Source organism: Nocardioides sp. YIM 152315 (assembly GCF_029210375.1).
GTDB lineage: Bacteria > Actinomycetota > Actinomycetes > Propionibacteriales > Nocardioidaceae > Nocardioides.
The window spans coordinates 115376-137613 of record NZ_JARGER010000042.1 but is presented as its reverse complement, the minus strand read 5'-3'; the positions used below and the strand labels follow the sequence as shown (position 1 = coordinate 137613).

13 protein-coding genes are annotated in these 22238 nt (G+C 72.5%); 7 read left to right on the top strand and 6 right to left on the bottom strand.

Annotated features, from left to right (window positions below; all coding sequences use genetic code 11):
• Positions 1 to 120: 120 nt before the first annotated feature.
• Positions 121 to 624 carry a cupin domain-containing protein gene (locus PZ894_RS18265; RefSeq protein ID WP_275746990.1) on the bottom strand — a complete coding sequence of 168 codons (504 nt, stop codon included), beginning with the start codon at positions 622 to 624 and terminating at the stop codon, positions 121 to 123.
• Positions 625 to 769: 145 nt separating this feature from the next.
• On the opposite strand from PZ894_RS18265, the gene PZ894_RS18260 reads away from it, so the two are divergent.
• Together PZ894_RS18260 and PZ894_RS18255 are read left to right on the top strand one after the other, a co-directional pair.
• Positions 770 to 1411 (top strand): class I SAM-dependent methyltransferase, encoded by a 642-nt coding sequence (locus tag PZ894_RS18260; protein ID WP_275746989.1) that lies wholly within the window; start codon positions 770 to 772, stop codon positions 1409 to 1411.
• A 116-nt stretch (positions 1412 to 1527) separates the two neighbouring features.
• Positions 1528 to 1701, top strand: a complete 174-nt coding sequence (locus tag PZ894_RS18255; protein WP_275746988.1) for a hypothetical protein — start codon at positions 1528 to 1530, stop codon at positions 1699 to 1701.
• A 66-nt stretch (positions 1702 to 1767) separates the two neighbouring features.
• Here the strand turns inward: PZ894_RS18255 and PZ894_RS18250 are convergent, their stop codons facing one another.
• Positions 1768 to 2130: an HNH endonuclease signature motif containing protein gene (locus PZ894_RS18250; RefSeq protein ID WP_275746986.1), complete on the bottom strand. Its 363-nt coding sequence runs from the start codon at positions 2128 to 2130 to the stop codon at positions 1768 to 1770.
• Positions 2131 to 2230: 100 nt separating this feature from the next.
• On the opposite strand from PZ894_RS18250, the gene PZ894_RS18245 reads away from it, so the two are divergent.
• From PZ894_RS18245 to PZ894_RS18230, 4 genes are all read left to right on the top strand, one after another.
• Positions 2231 to 4468, top strand: a complete 2238-nt coding sequence (locus PZ894_RS18245) for a lipase maturation factor family protein (protein WP_275746984.1) — start codon at positions 2231 to 2233, stop codon at positions 4466 to 4468.
• Positions 4469 to 4551: 83 nt separating this feature from the next.
• Positions 4552 to 6060: a SulP family inorganic anion transporter gene (locus tag PZ894_RS18240; protein WP_275746982.1), complete on the top strand. Its 1509-nt coding sequence runs from the start codon at positions 4552 to 4554 to the stop codon at positions 6058 to 6060.
• Between the two features lie 63 nt (positions 6061 to 6123).
• Positions 6124 to 10674 carry an ATP-dependent helicase gene (locus PZ894_RS18235; protein WP_275746981.1) on the top strand — a complete coding sequence of 1517 codons (4551 nt, stop codon included), beginning with the start codon at positions 6124 to 6126 and terminating at the stop codon, positions 10672 to 10674.
• A complete protein-coding gene (locus tag PZ894_RS18230; protein ID WP_275746979.1) occupies positions 10667 to 11425 on the top strand; it encodes a DNA-formamidopyrimidine glycosylase family protein in 759 nt (252 codons plus the stop codon). The genes PZ894_RS18235 and PZ894_RS18230 overlap by 8 nt, the downstream gene beginning before the upstream one ends.
• A 7-nt stretch (positions 11426 to 11432) precedes the next feature.
• Here PZ894_RS18230 and PZ894_RS18225 read toward each other — a convergent pair whose 3' ends face one another.
• Positions 11433 to 11735 (bottom strand): helix-turn-helix transcriptional regulator, encoded by a 303-nt coding sequence (locus PZ894_RS18225; RefSeq protein WP_275746978.1) that lies wholly within the window; start codon positions 11733 to 11735, stop codon positions 11433 to 11435.
• Between the two features lie 41 nt (positions 11736 to 11776).
• Positions 11777 to 12265, bottom strand: a complete 489-nt coding sequence (locus PZ894_RS18220) for a CinA family protein (protein ID WP_275746976.1) — start codon at positions 12263 to 12265, stop codon at positions 11777 to 11779.
• A 25-nt stretch (positions 12266 to 12290) separates the two neighbouring features.
• Between PZ894_RS18220 and PZ894_RS18215 the strand changes: the two genes are divergently transcribed.
• Positions 12291 to 14069, top strand: coding sequence for a glycoside hydrolase family 15 protein (locus tag PZ894_RS18215; protein WP_275746974.1), 1779 nt, complete (start codon positions 12291 to 12293; stop codon positions 14067 to 14069).
• Positions 14070 to 14101: 32 nt separating this feature from the next.
• Here PZ894_RS18215 and PZ894_RS18210 read toward each other — a convergent pair whose 3' ends face one another.
• Entirely contained in the window at positions 14102 to 16396 is a 2295-nt protein-coding gene (locus PZ894_RS18210; RefSeq protein ID WP_275746973.1) for a bifunctional UDP-sugar hydrolase/5'-nucleotidase, read from the bottom strand.
• 164 nt (positions 16397 to 16560) lie between these two features.
• Positions 16561 to 22221, bottom strand: a complete 5661-nt coding sequence (locus tag PZ894_RS18205) for an ExeM/NucH family extracellular endonuclease (RefSeq protein ID WP_275746972.1) — start codon at positions 22219 to 22221, stop codon at positions 16561 to 16563.
• Between the last annotated feature and the right edge of the window lie 17 nt (positions 22222 to 22238).

The following is a 22238-nucleotide window of genomic DNA, read 5'->3' as shown; positions in this document are numbered from 1 at the left end:
CGACGGTGCTCACTGTCCGAACCCTAGGACCCCGCTCCGACATTTCGCCTCCGGTTAAGCGTCGGTGTCGACAGGTCGCGGCGCATGCAGACTCGCGGCCACCGGTCCAGGCGGGCCACGTCAGGGCGCGAACGGCGGCGGCCCGGTGACCGTGACGCCGAGCGGGTCCAGCACCTCCTGGAGCCGGGCCACCGCCTCCGGCGGCACCGGGGCGGGGACCGGGAGCTCGCCCTCGAACGGGACTCCTGCCGCGTGTCCGGTCGCCCTGAAGAACGACTCGAACCCCGACGGCGTGACCAGCATGTAGAAGTGGGCGGTCTCCGACGCGATGCGGAAGGCGTGCTCCAGTCCCGCCGGAAGGTGGATCATGCTGCCCGCCTCGACGAGGGTCGCCGTACCGTCACACCAGCCCTCGAGCGCTCCGTCGAGCACCATGAACGTCTCCGCCTCCCGCGTGTGCACGTGGCGCGGCGTGCCGGCGCCGAGTCGCGCCCGCTCCTCCACCAGGGAGAACGCGCCACCGGTGTCACTGCCGGAGAGCGCGACCCGACACAGCATGTCGAGGTGCTCGAGGACCTCGGTGTCACCGGGTCCGACCACCGGTCCGGAGATCAGGTGCGTCATGGATCCAGCGTGGATCGTGCCCCGGTGTCGGACATCCCCTCTTCCGGGGAGCCGCACCATGCGGCGCCGGCGACGTCTGCAGCTCCCGGCGGGTTGGTCACACGGTGCGGGTCGACGCGGGGCCTCTGGGACTACGGTGTCACCCATGGCTGAGGCCTGGCTGTCCGAGACCCGCTCGTCGTACGACACCGACGCGTCCGGCTACGCCGACGAGGTTCGTGGACTGCTGGAGGCGAGCCCCTACCTGCGCGCGAGTCTGGCGTTGTTCGCCGAGCTCGTGCGCGGTGTCGGAGGTGGGCAGGTCGTCGACATCGGCTGCGGGCCGGGGTACGTGACCAACCATCTCCACGACGCCGGACTGGACGTGTTCGGCATCGATCTCGCGCCCGAGATGATCGCCGTCGCGCGGCACGACTATCCACACCTGCGCTTCGAGGTCGGGACGATGACGGACCTCGACCTCGCCGGGGACTCGGTCGCCGGCATCGTCGCGTTCTGGTCCGTCATTCACGTGCCCGATCACGCGATGCCCGGCGTGTGCGAGCAGCTCCGTCGCGTGCTGCGACCCCAGGGGCCGCTCCTGGTCGGCTTCCACGTCGGTGACGAGACGCGACACACCTCCCAGGGCTACACGGGTCTTCCCATCAACGTCGACAGTCACCATCGACCGCCGAGCAAGGTCGAGGGTTGGCTTCGTGACGCGGGCTTCACGATCGACGCCGAGCTGATCATCGGGCCGGACGAGGACGTCCCGGGCGCTGTCATCATCGCGCACCACGACGCCTGACCCGCCCGTCGGCGCGGCCTCGCACTCGGCGCTCCGCTCAGACCGTCGCCCGCGCAGGGTGACTGGCTCGGTAGTGTCTCAAGCCGAGCCAGTCGCGCGTGTGAAGGGTGAAGATGATGGAGCCGCAGCTGCAGTGCCCGCTGTGCCACGGCACGGAGTTCGACCGCGAGTCGTCGCGACAGGACTCCAGGTGGGGGTTCACCTCCCACAAGATGACGCTGATGATCTGCAGGCGGTGCCGCTACGTGCTGCACTTCTCTGGCGGACGGTCGATCTTCGACTTCGACTGAGGTTCGTGGTCTCGCGCACCGCCGGACGGTTGCGCCCGTGCCGCCGCGGATGCGTCGCGGGCTTGCTCAGGCGATGAGGACCCACCGGCCGACGGCGACCTGCTGGTAGGCGGCGGCGCGGACCGCGGTCTGGGGTGGGGCGTGTGAGGTGTAGGTGTGGCCGGTCGGGGTGGTAGTCACCACCGTGTGGGCGCCGTTGGCGGGGTCGGGTGATGGTCGGGCCCGCCAGCCGGGAGCGGTCTTCGTGTAGTTGCAGGCCTCGCAGAGGCCCTGCCCGTCGGCGGCGGTGGTCTGGCCGCCGTCCGCCGCGCCGGTGACGTGGTCGCGGTGGCGGATCGGCGCACCGCACCAGGGAGTGCGGCACCACTGGTCGCGCAGGTCGAGGTACTCGCGGAGCGAGTCGCGGAACAGCCGCTGCCGGGAATCCATGGCGACCAGCTCCCCGGTGGTGGGGTGGGAGTAGAGGCGGGGCACCGGAGTCCAGGTGGTCGGCGACAAGCTCCCGGGCGAGCGAGGCCGGGATGGGGCCGTGACCGCTGAGGTGACCGGTTTCGTGGGCGGTGTCGTGAGCGGCCTGGAGCAGGGCGCCGGCGGGCATCACCAGCCCGATCGACACCGGGGCCACGGGTCGCGGACCGCGGCCGTCACGCGCGTCGTGGGTGGCCGCGCCGGTGACGCGCTCGACGAGCAGGTCCGCCATCAGCTGGCTGCGGGTGCGGGGGTCACCGGCCGCGACGGCGGCGTCCGCGACGGCGGTGAGGGCGGCGACGCAGGCCACGACCTGAGCCACCGGGGCGAGGAGGGTCAGATAGCCCATCGTGTCCGGCGCGGGTCGCGAGGTCACCCGCCGCTCGGACTCCGCCCGGCGGCGACGGTCGGCGACCGAGGCCGGGTCGAGCCGGGCGGCGAGCTTGAGCAGCTCGCCGAGCAGCACGCGGTCGGAGTAGGACTCCAGCGCATCGGGGTCACCGGCGATCGCGCGGTCCACCGTGGTCCGGTCCTCCCGCGAAAGGCACGCGGTCTCGCGGGCGATCGTCGTGGCCCGCCACTCGCTGATCCGACCCGCCCGGAACGCGGCGCGGGTGTGCGGGAGCTCCGGCAGCACCCGCGCCAGCGAGAGGTGCCGGGACCCGCGGTGCGGGGACTCGCGGCGCGCCAGCGCCACCTGGGCGGCCACCCCGTGGTCGCCGGCGAGGGTCGCGGCCAGCCCGGCCTGGGCGGCCTCGGCCGCGCACTTGAGCCGTTCCAGCCCATGGATCAGGTCGATCCGCTCGGCGTCGTCGGCGATCCCGGATCCGTCCAGGCCCGCCAGGCGGGCGACCAGGGACGGACGGTCGGGTACCGGGACCGGGTGACCGACTGGTTCGTCGCCGAGCAGGGCTGGCTCGCCAGGGAGCTCTTCCAGCGGGCACTGGCCGTGGTCTACCTCGTCGCGTTCGTGGCTGCCGCCCGGCAGTACCGCGGTCTGCTCGATGACCACGGCCTGACCCCTGTGCGCGACTACCTCCAGCGAGTGTCCTTCCGCCGGTCGCCCGGCCTCTTCCACCTGCACCACTCGGACCGGTTCTTCCTGGGCGTCGCCTGGACCGGCGCCGCACTGTCGGCGGCAACGATCGCCGGGCTGACCGATGCGCTGCCTCTGGCGCCCGCGATGCTGGTCTGGGTCGTGCTGTGGCTGCTGTACCTGTCCATCGTCAACGTCGGGCAGACGTGGTACGGGTTCGGCTGGGAGTCGCTGCTGCTGGAGGCGGGGTTCCTCGCGGTCTTCCTCGGCAACGACTCGGTCGGCCCGCCACTGCTGACGCTGCTCCTGCTGCGCTGGCTGCTCTTCCGCGTCGAGTTCGGAGCCGGGCTGATCAAGATGCGCGGGGACCGGTGCTGGCGCGACCTGACGTGCCTGGACTTCCACCACGAGACCCAGCCGATGCCGGGCCCCTTCAGCTGGCACTTCCACCGCCTACCCCGCCGGGTGCACCGGGTCGAGACGCTGGCCAACCACGTCACCCAGCTCGTCGTGCCCTTCGCGCTGTTCCTCCCCCGGCCGGTCGCAGGAGTCGCCGCGGCAGTGATGATCGTGACCCAGCTGTGGCTGGTCGCCAGCGGCAACTTCGCCTGGCTGAACTGGCTCACGATCGTCCTCGCGCTGTCCGCCCTCCCGGACTCGTGGCTGGCCCCGCTGCTGCCCGGCTCCGGAGCGCACGACGGCAGCGCGCCGCTCCCGTTCGTCGCCGTGGTGGCGCTCGTGACGATCGGCGTCGCCGTCCTCAGCTACTGGCCGGTGGCCAACCTGCTGTCCTCGCGGCAGCGGATGAACACGTCGTTCAACAGGTGGCACCTGGTCAACGCCTACGGCGCGTTCGGGCACGTCACCCGCTCGCGCTACGAGATCGTGCTGGAGGGCTCACGCGACGGCGGGACGTGGGCGGAGTACGACTTCCGCGGCAAGCCCGGCGACGTACGCCGTCGACCGCGCCAGTTCGCGCCGTACCACCTGCGCCTGGACTGGCTGATGTGGTTCGCCGCGATCTCGCCGGCGTACGCCGAGCCGTGGCTGCCGGTCCTCGCCCAGCGGCTGCTCGAGGGCGACCGGGACGCCCTCGGCCTGCTCCGCACCGATCCGTTCGACGGCGAGCCGCCTCGGCTCGTCCGGGCCCGGCTGTACCACTACGAGTTCACGACGCGTCGCGAACGCCGGGAGTCCGGTTCCTGGTGGTCGCGGCTCGTCCGTGAGTTCCTGCGTGCCACGGAGCTCCGCGGCGGACGGTAGAGTTCCGCCCCGGACGTCCGCCTGCGGAGACGACGCTGCCGTTGCGCGTCCCGAGTCCCGCACGTGAACGGAGATCCCCTGCCATGAGCACCAGCGTGAACGTCTCGGACGCGCCGGACCGCAGTGTCCGCACCACGCTGCGCTCGCCACGCCTGCTGCGCACCGAGGTCCTCGCCGGCCTGGTCGTCGCGCTCGCGCTCATCCCCGAGGCCATCTCGTTCTCCATCATCGCCGGTGTCGACCCCCGCGTCGGGCTGTTCGCGTCGTTCACGATGGCCGTCGCGATCTCGTTCCTGGGCGGGCGCCCCGCGATGATCTCCGCCGCCACCGGCGCCGTGGCCCTGGTCATCGCACCGGTCATGCGCGACCACGGCTACGACTACCTCATCGCCACGGTGCTCCTGGGTGGGGGCATCCAGGTCCTGCTGGCGGCGGCGGGGGTGGCGCGGCTGATGCGCTTCATCCCCCGGTCGGTCATGGTCGGGTTCGTCAACGCCCTCGCGATCCTCATCTTCGAGGCGCAGATCGACCACATGGTCGACGTGCCGTGGGCGGTCTACCCGATGATCGCCGTCGGCATCGCCGTCATCGTCGCCTTCCCGCGCCTCAACAGGGTCATCCCCGCACCGTTGGTCGCGATCGTCGCCCTCACGGCGTTCACCCTCGTCTCGGCCGTCGGCGTGCCCGACGTCGGCGACCAGGGCGAGCTGCCCGACTCCCTGCCGTCGTGGTTCCTCCCCGACGTGCCGCTCGACCTCGGCACGCTGCAGACCATCGCGCCCTACGCGCTGGCGATGGCCCTGGTCGGCCTTCTCGAGTCGCTGCTGACCGCGAAGCTCGTCGACGACATCACCGACACCCACTCGGACAAGACCCGCGAGGCGCTCGGCCAGGGCGCCGCGAACGTCGTCACCGGCTTCTTCGGAGGCATGGGCGGCTGCGCGATGATCGGCCAGACCATGATCAACGTGAAGGTGTCCGGGGCACGCACCCGGATCTCCACCTTCCTGGCCGGCACGTTCCTGCTCGTCCTGGTGGTCGGGTTCGGCGACGCCGTCTCCCGGATACCCATGGCCGCCCTGGTCGCGGTGATGATCATGGTGTCGGTCGGCACCTTCGACTGGCACTCGATCCACCCCACGACCCTGCGCAGGATGCCGAGGTCCGAGACCGCCGTCATGGTCGCGACGGTCGCCGTCACCGTCGCCACCCACAACCTCGCCATCGGCGTCGTCGTGGGCGTCCTGGTGGCGATGACGCTGTTCGCCCGCCGGGTCGCGCACCTCACCGACACCCACCGCGAGCTCCTCGAGGACGAGCACGGCCGGGCGACGGCGGTCTACCGCGTCACCGGTGAGCTGTTCTTCGCCTCCTCCAACGACCTCTACACCCAGTTCGACTACGTCGGCGACCCCGACCGCGTCGTCATCGACCTCTCGGACTCCCACATCTGGGACGCCTCCACCGTCGCCGCGCTCGACGCCATCACCACCAAGTACGAGCGCAAGGGCAAGACCGTCACCATCGCCGGCCTCAACCCGTCGAGCGCCGACCGCCACGAACGGCTCACCGGACGCCTCACCGGGCACTGACGCCGGCCTGACGCCGGCCCGACGCCCACCGGCACTGTCGGTGCCGTGCGCGAGGATGGTCGGGTGACCGACCCGCTCCAGGGGTTCAGCGAACCCACCCGCACCTGGTTCGGCGCGGCGTTCGCCGAGCCGACGCCCGCGCAGGCCGGCGCCTGGGAGGCGATCGGCGCGGGTCGGCATGCGCTGGTCGTGGCGCCGACCGGCTCCGGCAAGACCCTCAGCGCGTTCCTGTGGAGCCTCGACCGGTTGATGACGACCGCGCCACCCGAGGACAAGCAGCGCCGCTGCCGGGTCCTCTACATCTCGCCCCTCAAGGCGCTCGGCGTCGACGTCGAGCGCAACCTCCGCGCGCCGCTGGCCGGCATCCGGCACACCGCCGACCGGCTCGGCAGGCCGGTGCCCGACGTGACCGTCGGCGTACGATCCGGCGACACTCCGGCGGCCGACCGGCGCAAGCTCGTCACGACCCCGCCGGACATCCTGATCACGACGCCCGAGTCGCTGTTCCTGATGCTGACCAGCCAGGCCCGCGAGTCGCTGCGCGGGGTCGAGACCGTGATCCTCGACGAGGTCCACGCGGTCGCGGGCACCAAGCGCGGCGCCCACCTCGCGGTCAGCCTGGAGCGGCTCGACGCGCTGCTCGAACGCCCCGCGCAGCGCATCGGCCTCTCGGCGACGGTCCGGCCGCTCGACGAGGTCGCCCGCTTCCTCGGCGGCCCCACGCCCGTGGAGATCGTCGCGCCGCCCAGCGAGAAGCGGTGGGACCTGCGCGTTGTCGTCCCCGTCGAGGACATGACCGCGCCCGAAGGATACGACGAGGACGGCGACGACCCGCAGCGCGCGCAGAGCCTCTGGCCGCACGTCGAGGAGCGCGTCGTCGACCTCGTCGAGCAGCACCGGTCCACGATCGTCTTCGCCAACTCCCGGCGGCTCGCCGAGCGGCTCACCGCCCGGCTCAACGAGATCGCGACCGAGCGCGCCGGTGCCGCGCTCGAGCAGGGCGCTCCCCCGGCGCAGCTGATGGCGCAGTCCGGGCAGAGCCACAGCGCGGAGACGGTCATCGCGAAGGCGCACCACGGGTCGGTGTCGAAGGAGCAGCGGGCGCTGATCGAGGACGACCTCAAGCGCGGCCGTCTCCCCTGCGTCGTTGCGACCAGCAGCCTCGAGCTCGGCATCGACATGGGGGCGGTCGACCTGGTCGTCCAGATCGAGAGCCCGCCGAGCGTGGCGAGCGCGCTCCAGCGCGTCGGCCGGGCCGGCCACCAGGTCGGCGAGGTCTCACGGGGCGTGCTCTTCCCCAAGCACCGCGGCGACCTCGCCCAGACCGCGGTCGCGGTCGACCGGATGCGCACCGGGGCGATCGAGGCGCTGCGTGTGCCGACCAACCCGCTCGACGTGCTGGCCCAGCAGGTCGTCGCCACCACCGCGCTCGAGGCGTGGGACGTCGACGAGCTCTACGACCTCGTCAAGCGCAGCGCTCCCTTCACCCAGCTCCCGCGCAGCGCCTACGACGCGACGCTCGACCTGCTCAGCGGCCGCTATCCCTCCGACGAGTTCGCGGAGCTCCGACCGCGCGTCGTCTGGGACCGCGTCTCCGGCACTCTCACCGGCCGCCCCGGCTCCCAGCGGCTCGCGGTCACCAGCGGCGGCACCATCCCCGACCGCGGACTCTTCGGCGTCTACCTCGTGGGCGAGGGCACGGGCCGCAGAGTCGGCGAGCTCGACGAGGAGATGGTCTACGAGTCCCGAGTCGGCGACATCTTCTCCCTCGGCGCCACGAGCTGGCGGATCGAGGACATCACCCACGACCGCGTGCTGGTGACGCCCGCGCCGGGCATCCCCGGACGGCTGCCTTTCTGGAAGGGCGACGCCCTGGGCCGCCCCGCCGAGCTCGGCCGGGCCATCGGCGCCTTCACCCGCGAGCTCGGGGCGCTCCCTCGTGAGCGCGCGGAGGGGCGGGCCCGGGTCGACGGCCTCGACGAGTACGCCGCGGGCAACCTGGTCGGCTACCTCCACGAGCAGCTCGAGGCCACCAACCTGCTGCCGAGCGACCAGACCCTGGTCGTCGAACGGTTCCGCGACGAGCTCGGCGACTGGCGGCTGGTCGTGCACTCGCCGTACGGCGTCCCCGTGCACGCCCCCTGGGCCCTGGCGATCAACGCGCGGCTTCGCGAGAGGTACGGCGTCGACGGCCAGGCGGTCGCGTCCGACGACGGCATCGTGATCCGCGTCCCCGACACCGAGGCGGAGCCGCCCGGGGGCGACGTCGTCGTCTTCGAGCCCGACGAGATCGACGAGCTGGTCACCCGCGAGGTGGGCGGCTCGGCCCTCTTCGCCTCGCGGTTCCGGGAGTGCGCCGCCCGCGCGCTGCTGCTCCCTCGGCGCGATCCCGGCCGCCGCTCGCCCCTGTGGCAGCAGCGCCAGCGCTCGGCGGCGCTGCTCGAGGTGGCGGCGCAGTACCCGTCGTTCCCGATCGTCCTCGAGGCCGTCCGCGAGTGTCTCCAGGACGTCTACGACCTGCCCTCGCTCACCGCCCTGATGCGCGGCATCGAGCGGCGCGAGGTGCGGGTGGCCGACGTGGCGACCCACCAGCCGTCGCCGTTCGCACGCACGCTGCTCTTCGGGTACGTCGCCCAGTTCATGTACGAGGGCGACTCCCCCATCGCCGAGCGCCGGGCCGCCGCGCTCGCACTCGACCAGGGACTGCTCGCCGAGCTGCTCGGCCGGGCCGAGCTGCGCGAGCTGCTCGACCCGGAGGTGCTCGCCGAGGTCGAGGCCGAGCTGCAGCGCACCGCCGACGACCGGCGCGCGCGCGATGCCGAGGGGGTCGCCGACCTGCTCCGGCTGCTGGGGCCTCTCTCGACGGACGAGGTCGCGGAGCGCTCGACACCCGGGGGCGACGTCGCGACGTGGCTCGGCGCGCTCGCCGACAGCCGCCGGGCCGTCGAGGTCCGGATGGCCGGTGTCGAGCGCTGGGCGGCCGTCGAGGACGTCGGGCGACTGCGCGACGGGCTCGGCGTACCCGTCCCGCCCGGCACTCCCGACGCGTTCGCCGAGCCCGTCGACGACCCCCTCGCCGATCTCGTCGCGAGACATGCCCGCACCCACGGGCCGTTCACGGCCGACGACGTGGCCGCGCGCCTCGGGCTGGGCGCGGCCGTGGTCAGGCACACGTTGCAGCGGCTGGCCGCCCAGGGACGGGTGCTCGACGGCGAGTTCCGGCCGGCCGGCTCGGGCACCGAGTGGTGCGACGCCGAGGTGCTCCGCCGGCTCCGCCGCCGCTCGCTCGCGCGGCTCCGGCAGGAGATCGAGCCGGTCGAGCCCGACACGCTCGGACGCTTCCTCCCGGCGTGGCAGCACGTCGGCGGTCGGCTGCGCGGCGTCGACGGCGTGCTGTCCGCGATCGACCAGCTGGCCGGCTGCGCGGTCCCTGCCTCCGCCCTCGAGCCGCTGGTGCTGGCCGGGCGGGTGCGCGACTACGAGCCGTCGTACCTCGACGAGCTCACCGCCTCCGGGGAGGTCGTCTGGGCCGGCCACGCGTCGCTGCCCGGCGCCGACGGCTGGGTCTCGCTGCACACCGCCGACCAGGCGCCGCTCACCCTCCCGTCGCCGGAGCCCTTCGAGCACGGCGTCGGATCCCCGGGAGAGCTCCACCAGGCGGTGCTCGACGCGCTGGCGCCCGGGGGCGCGTGGTTCTTCCGCCAGCTCGCCGACTCCGTGGGTGCCGCCGACGACGCCGCGCTCTCGGCTGCGCTGTGGGACCTGGTCTGGGCGGGTCGCATCAGCAACGACACGCTCGCCCCGCTCCGCGCGCTGACCCGCGGTGGCACCCCCACGCATCGCACCCGTCGCCCGCCGCCGCGGGTCCGGATGTCCAGCACCACCGGGGCCCGGGCCCGGACGCCGATCCGCACCGGGCCGCCCGAGACCGCGGGACGGTGGGCGCTGCTGCCGCCGGTCGACACCGACCCGACGCGGCGCGCCCACGCGGTCGCCGAGCGACTGCTCGACCGGCACGGCGTCGTGACCCGCGGTGCCGTGGCGAGCGAACGGCTGCCGGGTGGCTTCGCGGCCGTCTACAAGGTGCTGTCGGCGTTCGAGGAGTCCGGCCGGTGCCGGCGCGGCTACTTCGTCGACGGGCTGGGCGCCGCCCAGTTCGGCACGGCGGGGTCGGTCGACCGGCTGCGCACGTTCTCCGAGGTCCCCGCCGACGCCAAGCCCGCCGCGGTGGCCCTGGCGGCGACCGACCCGGCCAACCCGTACGGCGCCGCGCTCACCTGGCCGGCCTCGACGAGCTCGACCGACGGGAGCGGTCACCGTCCGGGTCGCAAGGCCGGCGCGATCGTCGTGCTCGTCGACGGCCGACTGACCCTCTACGTCGAGCGCGGTGGGCGCACCCTCCTCACCTGGTCCGACGAGCCCGACCGGCTCGGCCCGGCGGCCGCCACGCTCGCCGAGGCCGCCCGGCGCGGCTCGCTCGGCCGGATCACCGTCGAGAAGGCCGACGGGGAGCAGCTCCTCGGTGGCGGGTCGACGCCGCTGCGCGACGCGCTCCAGTCGGCCGGGTTCGTCGCGACCCCGCGCGGCCTCCGGCTCAGGAGCGGCGGTGCCTGAGGGCGACGCCGTGCGGCGCACCGCCCGGCGCCTCGCGAAGGCGCTCGACGGCACGGTGCTGACGCGCAGTGACTTCCGCGTCCCGCGGCACGCCACCGCCGACCTGGCCGGCGCGACCGTCGTCGAGACCGTGTCCCGGGGCAAGCACCTGCTGACCCGGGTCGACGCCGCCGGCGGCCCGCTCACCCTCCACACCCACCTCAAGATGGACGGGTCGTGGCGGGTGTTCGAGGCCGGCAAGCCGTGGAACCGGCAGTCGCCCGAGATCCGGGTCGTGCTCGAGACCGAGGGGGCGACGGCGGTCGGCTACCTGCTCGGGATCGTCGAGCTGGTGCCCTGCGAGCGGGAGCCGGAGGTGGTCGGACACCTCGGGCCCGACCTGCTCGGCCCGGCGTGGGACGAGGACGAGGCCTTGCGGCGGCTGCGAACGGTGCCGGATCGGCCCGTGTTCGAGGCGCTGCGCGACCAGACCCTGCTCGCGGGCATCGGCACGATCTACGCCGCCGAGGTCCTCTTCGTGATGGGGGTGCCGCCGACCGCGCCGGTCCGCGAGGTGCCCGACCTGGTGCGCATGGTGCGCCGGGCCGGGCAGATGCTCGACCAGGAGTGGTCGCGCTCCAGTCGGATGTGGGTCTACCGGCAACGCCTCTGCCGCCGCTGCGGCACCCGTGTCGCCACCACGGCGTTCGGCGCTCCGGGCCGGGAGCGGACGGCGTACTGGTGCCCGAGCTGCCAGCCTGCGCCCCCCTGAGGCCCGATCAGGCGGCGGAGGTGACGACCGGAGCGGCCGGTGCGGCGACCGGGATCCGGGTGAGGGCCGCGGCGGCCTCGTCGACGGCCACCAGGTCGGAGGCCTCGCGCAGCAGGTCGGACAGCGGCACGTCGAGCGCGGCGCACAGGGAGGCCAGCAGCTCGGAGGATGCCTCCTTCTGGCCGCGCTCGATCTCGGAGATGTAGCCCAGGCTGACCCGGGCCTCGGCGGAGACCTCGCGCAGCGTCATGCCGCGCTGCATGCGCAGGTCGCGGAGCACGTCGCCGAGCACTCGACGCAGCAGCACCATGCGGGTCCTCCTTCCGGTACCGAGATCTGTCGGGGGCAACGCTACCCGAGAGGTGTTGATTCCCGCCGCAAGACCTCCTCGAACGCCGCAAGTGCCTCGAGACAGGTCCGCTCCTGGACCTGCTGCCGCTTGCCGCTGAGCTCGAGGGCGACGACCTCCAGCAGGCCCGGTCCGGCGATGCCGACGAAGACCGTGCCCGGCGGCTTGCCCTCCTGCTCCGACGGGCCGGCGACCCCCGTGGTGGACAGCCCGAACGTCGCGCCCGTCAGCGCGCGCACGCCCGATGCCATCGCCTTCGCGCACTGCGGCGACACCACACCGTGCTCGTCGATGACCTGCTGGTCGACCCGGAGGATCGACGCCTTCAGCTCGGTCGCGTAGGTCACGACGCCGCCGAGGAACGTCTCGGACGCCCCCGGCGTGTCGGTCAGCGCCACTGCGAGCCGTCCGCCGGTCAGCGACTCCGCGGTCGCCACGGTGCTCCCCGACCCACGGAGGATCAGATGCACACGCTTTGCGAGATCCGTCACGGGACAAACGCTACTGTCAGCAACCATGGCGCTGCCGATCGCTGAGTACGCCCTGGTGGGTGATCGTCGCAGCGGCGCGCTCGTCGGCCGCAACGGCTCCGTCGACTGGCTGTGCCTGCCGCGGTTCGACTCCCCGGCCTGCTTCGCCGGCCTCCTCGGTGGAGACGAGCACGGACACTGGCAGCTGTGCCCGGTCGACGACTACGACGTGCGCCGCCGCTACCTCGGCGAGTCGACCGTGCTGGAGACGACGTTCACGACGGCCACCGGCGAGGTCACGATCACCGACTCCATGCCCCGTGGCGACGGCCGCGCCGACCTGGTGCGCCGGGTGGCCGGCGTACACGGCACCGTCCGGCTGCGTCACGAGTGGACCGTGCGGCTCGACTACGGCGCCGTCGTGCCGTGGGTACGCCGCGAGACCGTGCGCGACGAGCCGGTGATCACCGCGATCGGCGGGCCGGACCGGCTGGTGCTGCGCGGCCCTCGACTGCCCGGCGCCGAGGACCGACGTCACGTGGACGAGTTCGAGGTCACCGCCGGCGACGAGATGGAGTTCTCGACGACCTGGCTGCCGTCGTGGGCTCCACTCGACGGCGTCGGCCCGGACGCCGACTTCGTCAGCTCCTCCATGCGCGAGGGTGAGCGCTGGTCGGCCCGCTGCCGGGAGGACCTGCCGCGCGCCGACCTGGTGCGCCGCTCGCTGCTCACGCTGCGGCTGCTGACCGATGAGGAGACCGGCGGGATCGTCGCCGCGCCCACCACGTCCCTGCCCGAGGACCCGGGCGGGGAGCGCAACTGGGACTACCGCTTCTGCTGGCTGCGCGACGCGGCGCTGACGATCGGAGCCCTGGTCCGGGCCGGCCAGGTCGCCGAGGCCCAGCTGTGGCGGTCCTGGCTGCTGCGCGCGGTCGCCGGGGACCCCGACGACCTCCAGATCGTGTACGCCGTGGACGGCGGACGCCGCCTGACCGAGGTGTCGCTACCCCACCTGCCGGGGTACGCCGGCTCGACGCCCGTCCGCATCGGCAACGGGGCCGCCGTCCAGCGCCAGCTCGACGTCGTCGGCGAGGTGATGATCGGCCTCGAGCACACCCGCCGCGCGACCGGTGCGGCCGACGCGGACGCATGGGCGCTGCAGCGCACGCTCGTCGAGCACCTCGCGACCGGTTGGCAGGACGAGGATCACGGGCTGTGGGAGATCCGCGGGCCGCAGCGCCGCTTCACCCACTCCCAGGCGATGGTGTGGGCGGCGTTCGACCGCGCCGTCCGGGCCGTCGAGGAGTTCGACCTCGACGGCCCGGTCGACGAGTGGCGGCGACTGCGCGACACCGTGCGCGCGGAGGTGCTGGAGCGCGGGTTCGACGCGCGACGGAACACGTTCGTGCAGTACTACGGCGCCGCCCACGTCGACGCGGCGCTGTTGGTGCTGCCGTCGATCGGCATCGTGGCCGGCGACGACCCCCGGATGCTCGGCACGATCGACGCCGTCGAGCGTGAGCTGCTGCGCGACGGGCTGGTGCTCCGCTACCGGACGGGCACCGGGGTCGACGGTCTCGCCGGCGACGAGCACCCCTTCCTCGCCTGCTCCTTCTGGCTGGCCTCGGCGTACGCCCGCGCCGGTCGGCTCGACGACGCGACCACGCTCTTCGACCGGGTCTGCGACCTCGCCAACGACGTCGGCCTCCTCTCGGAGGAGTACGACGCCGCCGGCAGGCGCATGATCGGCAACTTCCCGCAGGCGTTCAGCCACCTCGCGCTGGTGCACGCGGCCGCCGACCTCGCCGAGGCCCGCGACGCCTGACCGGGGGCCGTGCCCCCGGCCAGGCGCAGGCACTACCTCCGGCGGACGACCCGCAGGGTCAGCACCTTGCGGTCACCCTTGAGGGCGTCGGTGCGCAGGAACGCGACCTTGACCTTCAACTTCTCGACCTGCTTGAAGGGCAGCAGCCGGAAGGTGGCGACCCCCTTCTTGTTCAGCTTGGCGAGGTAGGGACGGTGCCCGGCGCGGATCCGCACCTTGCCGACCGCGGGCTCGCCGCCGGCACGCACGTGCACCCGGACCTTCGCCCGGCCCTTGCGCACGACGACCTTCTTCGGGTGCAGCTTGGCCTTGAGCGTCGACGCGAGCCGGTTGCCCTTGAAGCGCACCGGCACCAGGACCGCGGTCCGGGTCTTGCCACCGGTGAGCTTGACCCGCTGGACACCGGCCTTGACGCCGCCCGGGACCTTGACCGACACCGTGGCGGTGCCGGCCTCGTCGTCGGTCGCGCCGGGAGCGACGGTGTTGACGACCTTGGCCTTGCCGAGCTTCTTCTTGCCCAGGGTGACGTCGATGCGCTTGTCGTGCGCGTCGCCGACCCCGGTGTAGGCGAGCGACGACACCTTGAACGAGAGGGTGTCGCCGGCGCGGTAGGCGCGCGGCGCGCCGGTCGGCATCGTGATGCCCACGGCCCGCTGCTTGTAGCTGACCGGCAGCCCCTTGCCGCCGCCCTTGGCGTCCATGAACGCGACCATGCCCTCGAGGTCGGTCTGACCCGTGTCGCGACGCTCGGTTCCGTCCTTGAACGCCGCGAAGTTGTCGCCACCCGAGGCGAGGAAGGAGTTCACCGTGACGGAGTACGCCGTGGCGTCCGCGACCGGCTTCCCCTTCAGCCACATGTTCGTGACCTTCTTCGTCGCGGGGTCGTAGGTGTAGGTGAAGCCCTGGGAGACGCCCAGCCGCAGGAACGGCCGCGACGCACCGGCGGGCTGCCACTGCTGCTCGAGGACCGCGCGGAGCTGCGCTCCGGTCAGCTTCATGTTGACCAGCGTGTTGGCGAACGGCTGGACGTTCGCGGCCTGCTTGTAGGTCAGCACGGCCGGGTAGCCGCCGGCGTTGTTGCCGAGCATGTCCGCGCGGAGGCCGCCGGGGTTCATGAACGCGATCTTCGCGGATCCGGTCGTCGCCGACCGGGTCGCCCAGCGCTGCGCCTCGGCGACGAGGTTGCCGAGCGTGGACTCGCCGCCGCGGTTCTCCTCGGTGCCGGTGCCGGACGCCACCGGACGCGACGCCCGGTAGAGCGCCCCCGAGATCTTGCCGAGCGGCGCCGCGCCCTTGACCTCGGCGTTGGCGACGGCCGCGTCGACGATCGCCTTGGTCGCCGGGTCCGCGGGCTGGGTCTGCGGGATCGGCGTGTAGGTGTCGCCGCTCTTGGTCGTGAGCGGCACGATCCGGGTGTCGGCGGCGTTGACGGCGGTCACCGCGTTGGCGTCGGTGTCGATCGTCAGGTCGAGCCGGTTGAGGTTGTAGCCGTACTGGCCGGCGGAGACCACCGGACGGCTCACGCCGCCGGGGCCCGCGAGGTCGCACGAGTAGGCGAGGTGGGTGTGCCCGGAGACGATCGCGTTCACGTCGGCGCTGACGCCCGTGACGATGCTGCCGAAGTCGGAGGCGGGGTTGCTGGCCATCGTGGCGCAGTCGGTGCTCGGTGCGCCCTCGTGCACGAGCAGGACGATCGCGTCGGCGCCGGCGGCCTTCATCGCCGTCGCCTCGGCGTTCACGGCGTTGACGACGTCGGTCACCTGGAGGCCCTGGATCCCCGCCGGCGAGACCAGCTCGGGCAGGTGCTCGGTGACCGCGCCGATGAACCCGACCTTCACGTCCGCGAAGGGAGCGATCCACGACGCCTTGATCGCATCGGCGCCGTTGGGCTCGACCAGGTTGGCGCCGACGTACTTCCAGCCGGCGCCGCCCTCGGGGTTCGTGGTGGCGTTGTAGGGCGCCATCACCCGGTTGACGAGGTCGGCGTACCCCTTGTCGAACTCGTGGTTGCCGACGGCCGAGACGTCGAGCCTCGCCTCGTTGAGCGCGTCGATCGTCGGCTTGTCGTGGGCGATGAACGACTCGAACGTCGAGGCGCCGATCAGGTCACCCGCGGCGGCGAAGACCGTGTGCGGGTTGGTGGCCTTCTCGTTCTTGACGTACGTCGCGATCGCGGCCGCGCCGGCCTCGGCGCCGTTGGCCTTGATGCGACCGTGGAAGTCGTTGGTCGCCAGGATCGTCACGTCGACCGTTGTTGCTGCCTGGGCCGGGGCCGCCGCGACGAGGGTGAGTCCGGCGGACACCAAGGCCAGGGAGGAGACGGCCACCAGGGCACGTGCGCCCCCGGCCGTCCGAGATCTGCGAGGCAACTGAATGACCTTTCGATAGAACCGAGGTGGGCCAGCAAGATAACCCGCTCGAGGAACACTTCTCGGGATGTGCGTCGGCCCGTCCCCCGGACCTGCGGGAACGGGCCGACGTGTCGGTGGAGCTACCGGTGTCGCCGCCGACCCGGCTTCACGACGTCGACCACCACGGTCTCGGAGCTCGACTCCAGGACATCGTTGCCGCGGTAGGTGATCTCGATCCGCTTCGGCCCGAGGGTGGTGAAGCGGTCCAGCCTCAGCGCGGCGAGGCCGGCCCACAAGGTGACCCTCTCGGTGCCCTGGCCGGGGACCGCGACGTCGACGCGTCCGGTGGCGATGACCCCCGCGGGGGTGGTCACCGCGAGCAGGACGGTCGCGCGGGTCTTCTTGACCTCGACCCGGCCCGGGATCACCGCGGCCCAGGTCCTGGACTCGGCCTTGTCGACCTGCACGCTGAAGGTGGTCGACCCTCCGGCGAAGTGGCTGTCTCCGGTGTACGACGCGGTGAGCGTCTTCGTGCCCGGGGCGATGGACCTGGCCGGGAGCCGGAGCGTGGCCGTCCCGTTCGACACGGTGCCCGTGGCCAGCTGCTTCGTGCCGTCGAGGAGGCGGACGGTCCCCGTGGCGCCCGCGGGCACCCGCACCGTGACGGTCGCCGCTCTGCCGTAGGTGAGCGTGACGTCGTCGGCGCTGACGTCGGAGGCCGCCTTGTCGACGGTCAGGACGAGCTCGTCGTGGGCCGAGGGGTAGCCGGGACCGTCGTACACGACCCGCAGGTCGTGGGCGCCGGGCTCGAGCGTCCGCGGCGCGATCGACAGGGTCGCCGCTCCCTCGGCCAGCTGCGCGCTCGCGAGCTCGGTGGTGCCCTCCAGCAGCCGCACCACGCCGGTCGGCGTGCCGTCGTTGCCGGTCACCGTCACCGGGATCGAGGCCGCCTGGTCCCAGGTGATCGTCCGGTCCGGTCCCGCCGCCACGGTCGCCGCCGGATCGACCCCGTCGTCGACCCGGATCGCGACCGCGATCTCGGTGCCGGTGTCCTCGCCGACGAGGGTCAGCGTCGCCGGTCCGTCGTCGACGCCCGCGGGCAGCGCGACCGCCACCGAGGCCGTGCCCCAGTCGTCGTAGGGCCGCCCACCCACCGTGTTGTCGACGGTGGCGGTTCCGAGGACCGCGTCGCCCAGCTTGACCTGGATGGCGGTGTCGGTCCGGTCGCCGGCCGCCGACATCGCCCACGACGCGACGTCGAACGCCACCGTCGCACCGGGGAGGTACGCCGTCGGCGCGTCCGCCGGGAACGTGACCTCGACCGCGCGCTGGCTGTAGTCGACCGGGAGCGGCGCGTCGGCGTCGTACTGCCTCATGTAGTCGACCATGGCCTCGAGGTCGACCTTGCCGGTGTCGACCTTGCCGGTCCCGTGGGCCAGCTCCCAGAAGTTGTCACCACCGCTCCCGAGGAAGGAGTTGACCGTGACGGAGTAGGGCGCGTCGGGATCGATCGGCTGACCGTCGAGCCACATGCCGGTGACCTCGCCGCGGAACGTGTCGACCGGCGCCGCGTTCGGCACCGAGATCGTCACCGGGGTCTGCTCGTAGGTGTAGGTGAAGCCCTGCGAGACGCCGAGCCGCAGGAACGGGCGCGACGGCACGCCGCCCTGGGCGTTGCGCTGCCACTGCTGCTCCAGGACGGTCTCGATCTGGGCGCCGGTCAGCTTCATGTTCACCAGCGTGTTGGCGAAGGGCTGCACGTCGGCGGCCTCGCGGAAGGTGAGCTCGCCCGCCTCGTTGACCTCCATGTCGGCGCGCAGGCCACCCGGGTTCATGAAGGCGAGGTCGGTGTCGATCCCCGCCTGCTGGGTCGCCCAGCGCTGCACCTCCGCGACCTGGTTGCCGAGGGTGGACTCGCCACCGCGGTTCTCGGTGGCCGGGTTGCCCTCGGGCAGGTACGACGCGCGGTGGAACGAGCCCGCCATGTTGCCCAGCACCTTCGCGCCCTCGGTCGCCGCGTAGGCCTTCGCCGCCTCGACGATCGTGTCGACCGCGGGGTCGGGCTCGTGGCCGACGCCGGCCGCCGCGACGACCTCCTGCGTGACCGCCGCGAGCTCGCCCGTGGCCTCGTCGTACTTGAAGACGAGCTTGTTGAGGTTGGTGCCGTACTGACCCGCCGAGACGACCGGGCGCTTCGTCACCGGGCGTCCGCTCCAGCCGGCCACCGGGTAGCGGCAGTTGTAGGCGAGGTGGGTGTGGCCCGAGATGATCGCGTCGACGTCGGCCGACGTGTTCTGGACGATGTTGCCCCAGACCGTCGCCGGGTCGGTGAAGCTGGCCGACGTGCAGTCGGTCGTCGGCGCGCCCTCGTGGACGAGCAGGATGACCAGGTCGACGGCGTCCGGGCCGGACCGCAGTGCGGCCGCTGCCTCGTTGGTCGCGTCGACGACGTCGGTGACCGTGACGCCCTCGATGCCCGCCGGGTTGACCAGCGCGGGCAGGTCCTCGGTGACCGCACCGACGAAGCCGATCCTCGTGCCGTTCGGCATCGTCTTCGTCCAGGTCTCGGCGAGCCGGTCGTCGGAGGGGATCGCGTCGTCGTAGGCGAGGTTCGCCGCGAGGTACTCCCAGTCGGCGAGACCCCGGATCCGGTGGGCCAGGTCGGCGTACCCACGGTCGAACTCGTGGTTGCCGGCGGCCGAGACCTCGAGACCCATCGCATTCAGGGCCTCGATCGTCGGCTCGTCGTCCTGGATGAAGGACTCGAACGTCGAGGCTCCGACCAGGTCGCCCGCGGCGACGAAGATCGAGTTCGGGTTGTCGCCGCGCAGCTCCTTCACCGCGGTCGCGAACGGCGCCGCACCGGCGGCGTTTCCGGCGTCGGGCAGCAGTCGTCCGTGGAAGTCGTTGGTGCCGATGACCTGCACCTCGTCGTAGGTCACGGGTGTGAAGTCGGGGACGTCGACGCCGACGATCTCGGGGTTGTGGTCGGACGTCGCGAACGGCAGGTTCGGCTGCCAGAAGTCGGTGACGTTGTAGTTGTAGCGGCTGTACTGGAAGGCCACGGACTCGTTGGCGTTGATCTCCCAGATGTCGGCCCCGCGGACCATCTCCATGGCGGCCGCGTTGCCGAGCACGTGGTCGAGGGAGCCGGAGAGCCCGGAGAAGGAGTAGGACTCCTCGCTCGGGTCGTCGGACTCGATGAGCTCGAAGCCGCCGCCCTCCAGGACCTTGATCGGGTCCTCCATCGTGTAGGAGTTGAAGTCGCCGGCGAGGAAGACCGCCTCGGTCCCGCGCTCCGCGGCGAAGTCCTCGGCGAACTGCACCAGGCGCTGCGCCTGGCGCGTGCGGTCGCCGTTGAAGGCGCCGACGCCGGTCTCGGTGTCGTTGGCGTTGTCACCGGTCGCCGGCGGCGCCGGGGACTGGTTGTCGCCCTTGGACTTGAAGTGGTTGACGATGACGGCGAACGCGTCGCTGTCGGGAGCGCCCTTCGCCTTGAACGCCTGGGCGAGCGGCTCGCGGGCGTTGGTGAACTCCGTCGTCCCGAAGAGCATCCGGGACTGACCGACGGTCTCGACCGCGTCCCGCTTGTAGATGAACGCGGCGCGGATGACGTCCTGCTCCGCGATCGCCGCGGACGTCAGCGCCTCGCTCGGGCTCTTCGCGTAGCCCCAGGTCTGCTCACCGGTCGCGTCGTTGAGCATCGCGACGAGTCCCGCGACGGCGTCGTCGCGGTTGCCCTCGCCCGGGAGCTTGATCGAGTTCTCGATCTCCTCCAGCCCGATGATGTCGGCGTCCAGCGCGTTGATCGTGTGGACCAGCTTCGCCTCCTGGCGGGCGAGGCTCGCCTCGGTCGCCGCGCCACGCGGGCCGCGACCGTCGTTGGGCGGGTCGATGCCGGGGCCACGCGTGCCGCACTGGTTGTTGCCGATCCGGTTGCTCTGCCGGTCGGTGTAGTACGTGCAGTGCGTGTCGACCGGCGGGTCCTGCTGCGGGCCGGCCGCGACGTAGGCCTCGCCGGTCGTGTTGAAGTAGTTGAGGACGTTGAAGGTCGCGATCTCGAGGTCGCCCCCGACGTCCTGGGGCACCAGGTTGCCGGTGCGGGTGTCGGTGAACGTCACGACGTCGGCGCCGTCGGTCGTCACCTGCGACCGCGGCTGGAACTTCCAGACGTCGTTGCGCCACTCCAGGACCACCGGTGACTGCAGCGTGGCGACGGCACCGACCCTGATCGGGTTGGGGCTGTTGTCGGCGTTGGTCAGGTAGGGCAGCGGGAGCGCCTTGGTGGCCTGGTTGCCCATGTAGTTGACGGAGGCGCCGTCGTCGAGCACCACGCCGCGGGCGTGGTTCTCGGCCTTGATGGCCGCGATCCCCGCGTCGTCGCTCGGCACGACGTACTCGGTCGGCTGCTTCAGCGGTCCCGAGACGCCCTCGACGGTCGCGGCGAGCCCCACCTCGGCGTACTGGTTGGTGCTGTAGGAGTTGCTCACGACGAACTCGCCGGTCGGCGCGAGGAGCGTGCCCTCGAGGGCCTCCCGTGCTGCGTCGGTCGTCGGGTAGGCGACGGCCAGCGGCTCGACCGCGGCCAGCGGGCTCGCGAGCTCGAGGACCCCGCTGCCGTCGCCGGCGGGCGTGATCTGCGTGGAGTCGTAGAACTCGCTGACCCGGCCGCTCACCCGGACCGAGTCACCGATGCCGATGCCGGACGGGATGCCGCCCATGCTCGAGCCGCCATAGACGAAGATCGCGTCGGACGCGCCGGGGGTCGTGTCCTCGGCGTCGCCGCCGGTGCCCTCGGTCTGCACGTACATGCCGTTGAGTCCGCCGGTGCGGTACATCGCCGTGACGACGCCCCGCACGGTGACCACCTCGGCGCCCTGCCCGTTGCCCGACTCGGGGGCGAACGGCGAGCGCGCGCCCGTGCCCTGCACCTCGGCGATCGCGCGCACGCTGGGGGCGGCGGTGACCGTGATCGCGAACGTCACGTCCACGGAGGCCGCCGGGCTGGCGGAGTCGGTCACGGTGGCGGTCACCTCGGTGCTGCCGACGGTCGTCGGGGTGCCGGTGATCTCCCCGCCGGCCGCGTCGAGCTCGAGGCCCTCCGGGAGCGCCGTCGACGTCCAGGTGTACGGCGCGGTGCCGCCGCTGGCCGTCAGGGTGATCGCCGCGATCGGGAGGTCGACCTCGACGCTCTGGTCCGCCGGCGCGGCCGCCTCCAGCTCCGTCGGCTCCGGATCACCGGCCGTGTAGCCGTTGGGGGCGCCCTTCGTGCTCTCCGCGGGCCCGGTCCAGCTGCCGTCGGCCTGCCGCTGCAGGGTCAGCCCGACCGGGGTCGAGTTCGTCTGGCCGACTCCGATGTCGGTGGCGGTCTGGCCGTTGGCCGGACCGTTCGTCGCGGTCAGGTCGCCGTCGTAGGAGAGGAACTCCACCACCGTGCCGCTGCCGTTCACCAGCGCCACGCCGTCGGGATCGCCGTTCTGGATCCCGTTCGAGGGGTAGTCGAGGACGGCCGTGCCCCAGCCCTCCTGCTGGTCGGTGACGACACCGGTCAGCGCGTCGGTGTCGTAGGTGGTGCCGTTGCTGCCGTTGTAGAGGACGACCTGGTAGCCGGCGAGGTCGGTGCCGGCCGGCGCGGTCACCTCGACGAACTCACCGCTGTCGGTGCCCTGGTTGTCGTAGTGGATCTCGCTGACGAAGACGCCGGTGACGGCGCTCGCGGGAGCGGAGGGGACGAGGAGCAGACCACTGGCGACGACGGCGAGGGCAGCGCCCCTGGCGAGTCGCTTCCGGGAACCAGACATGTGGGGCGTTCTCCGAA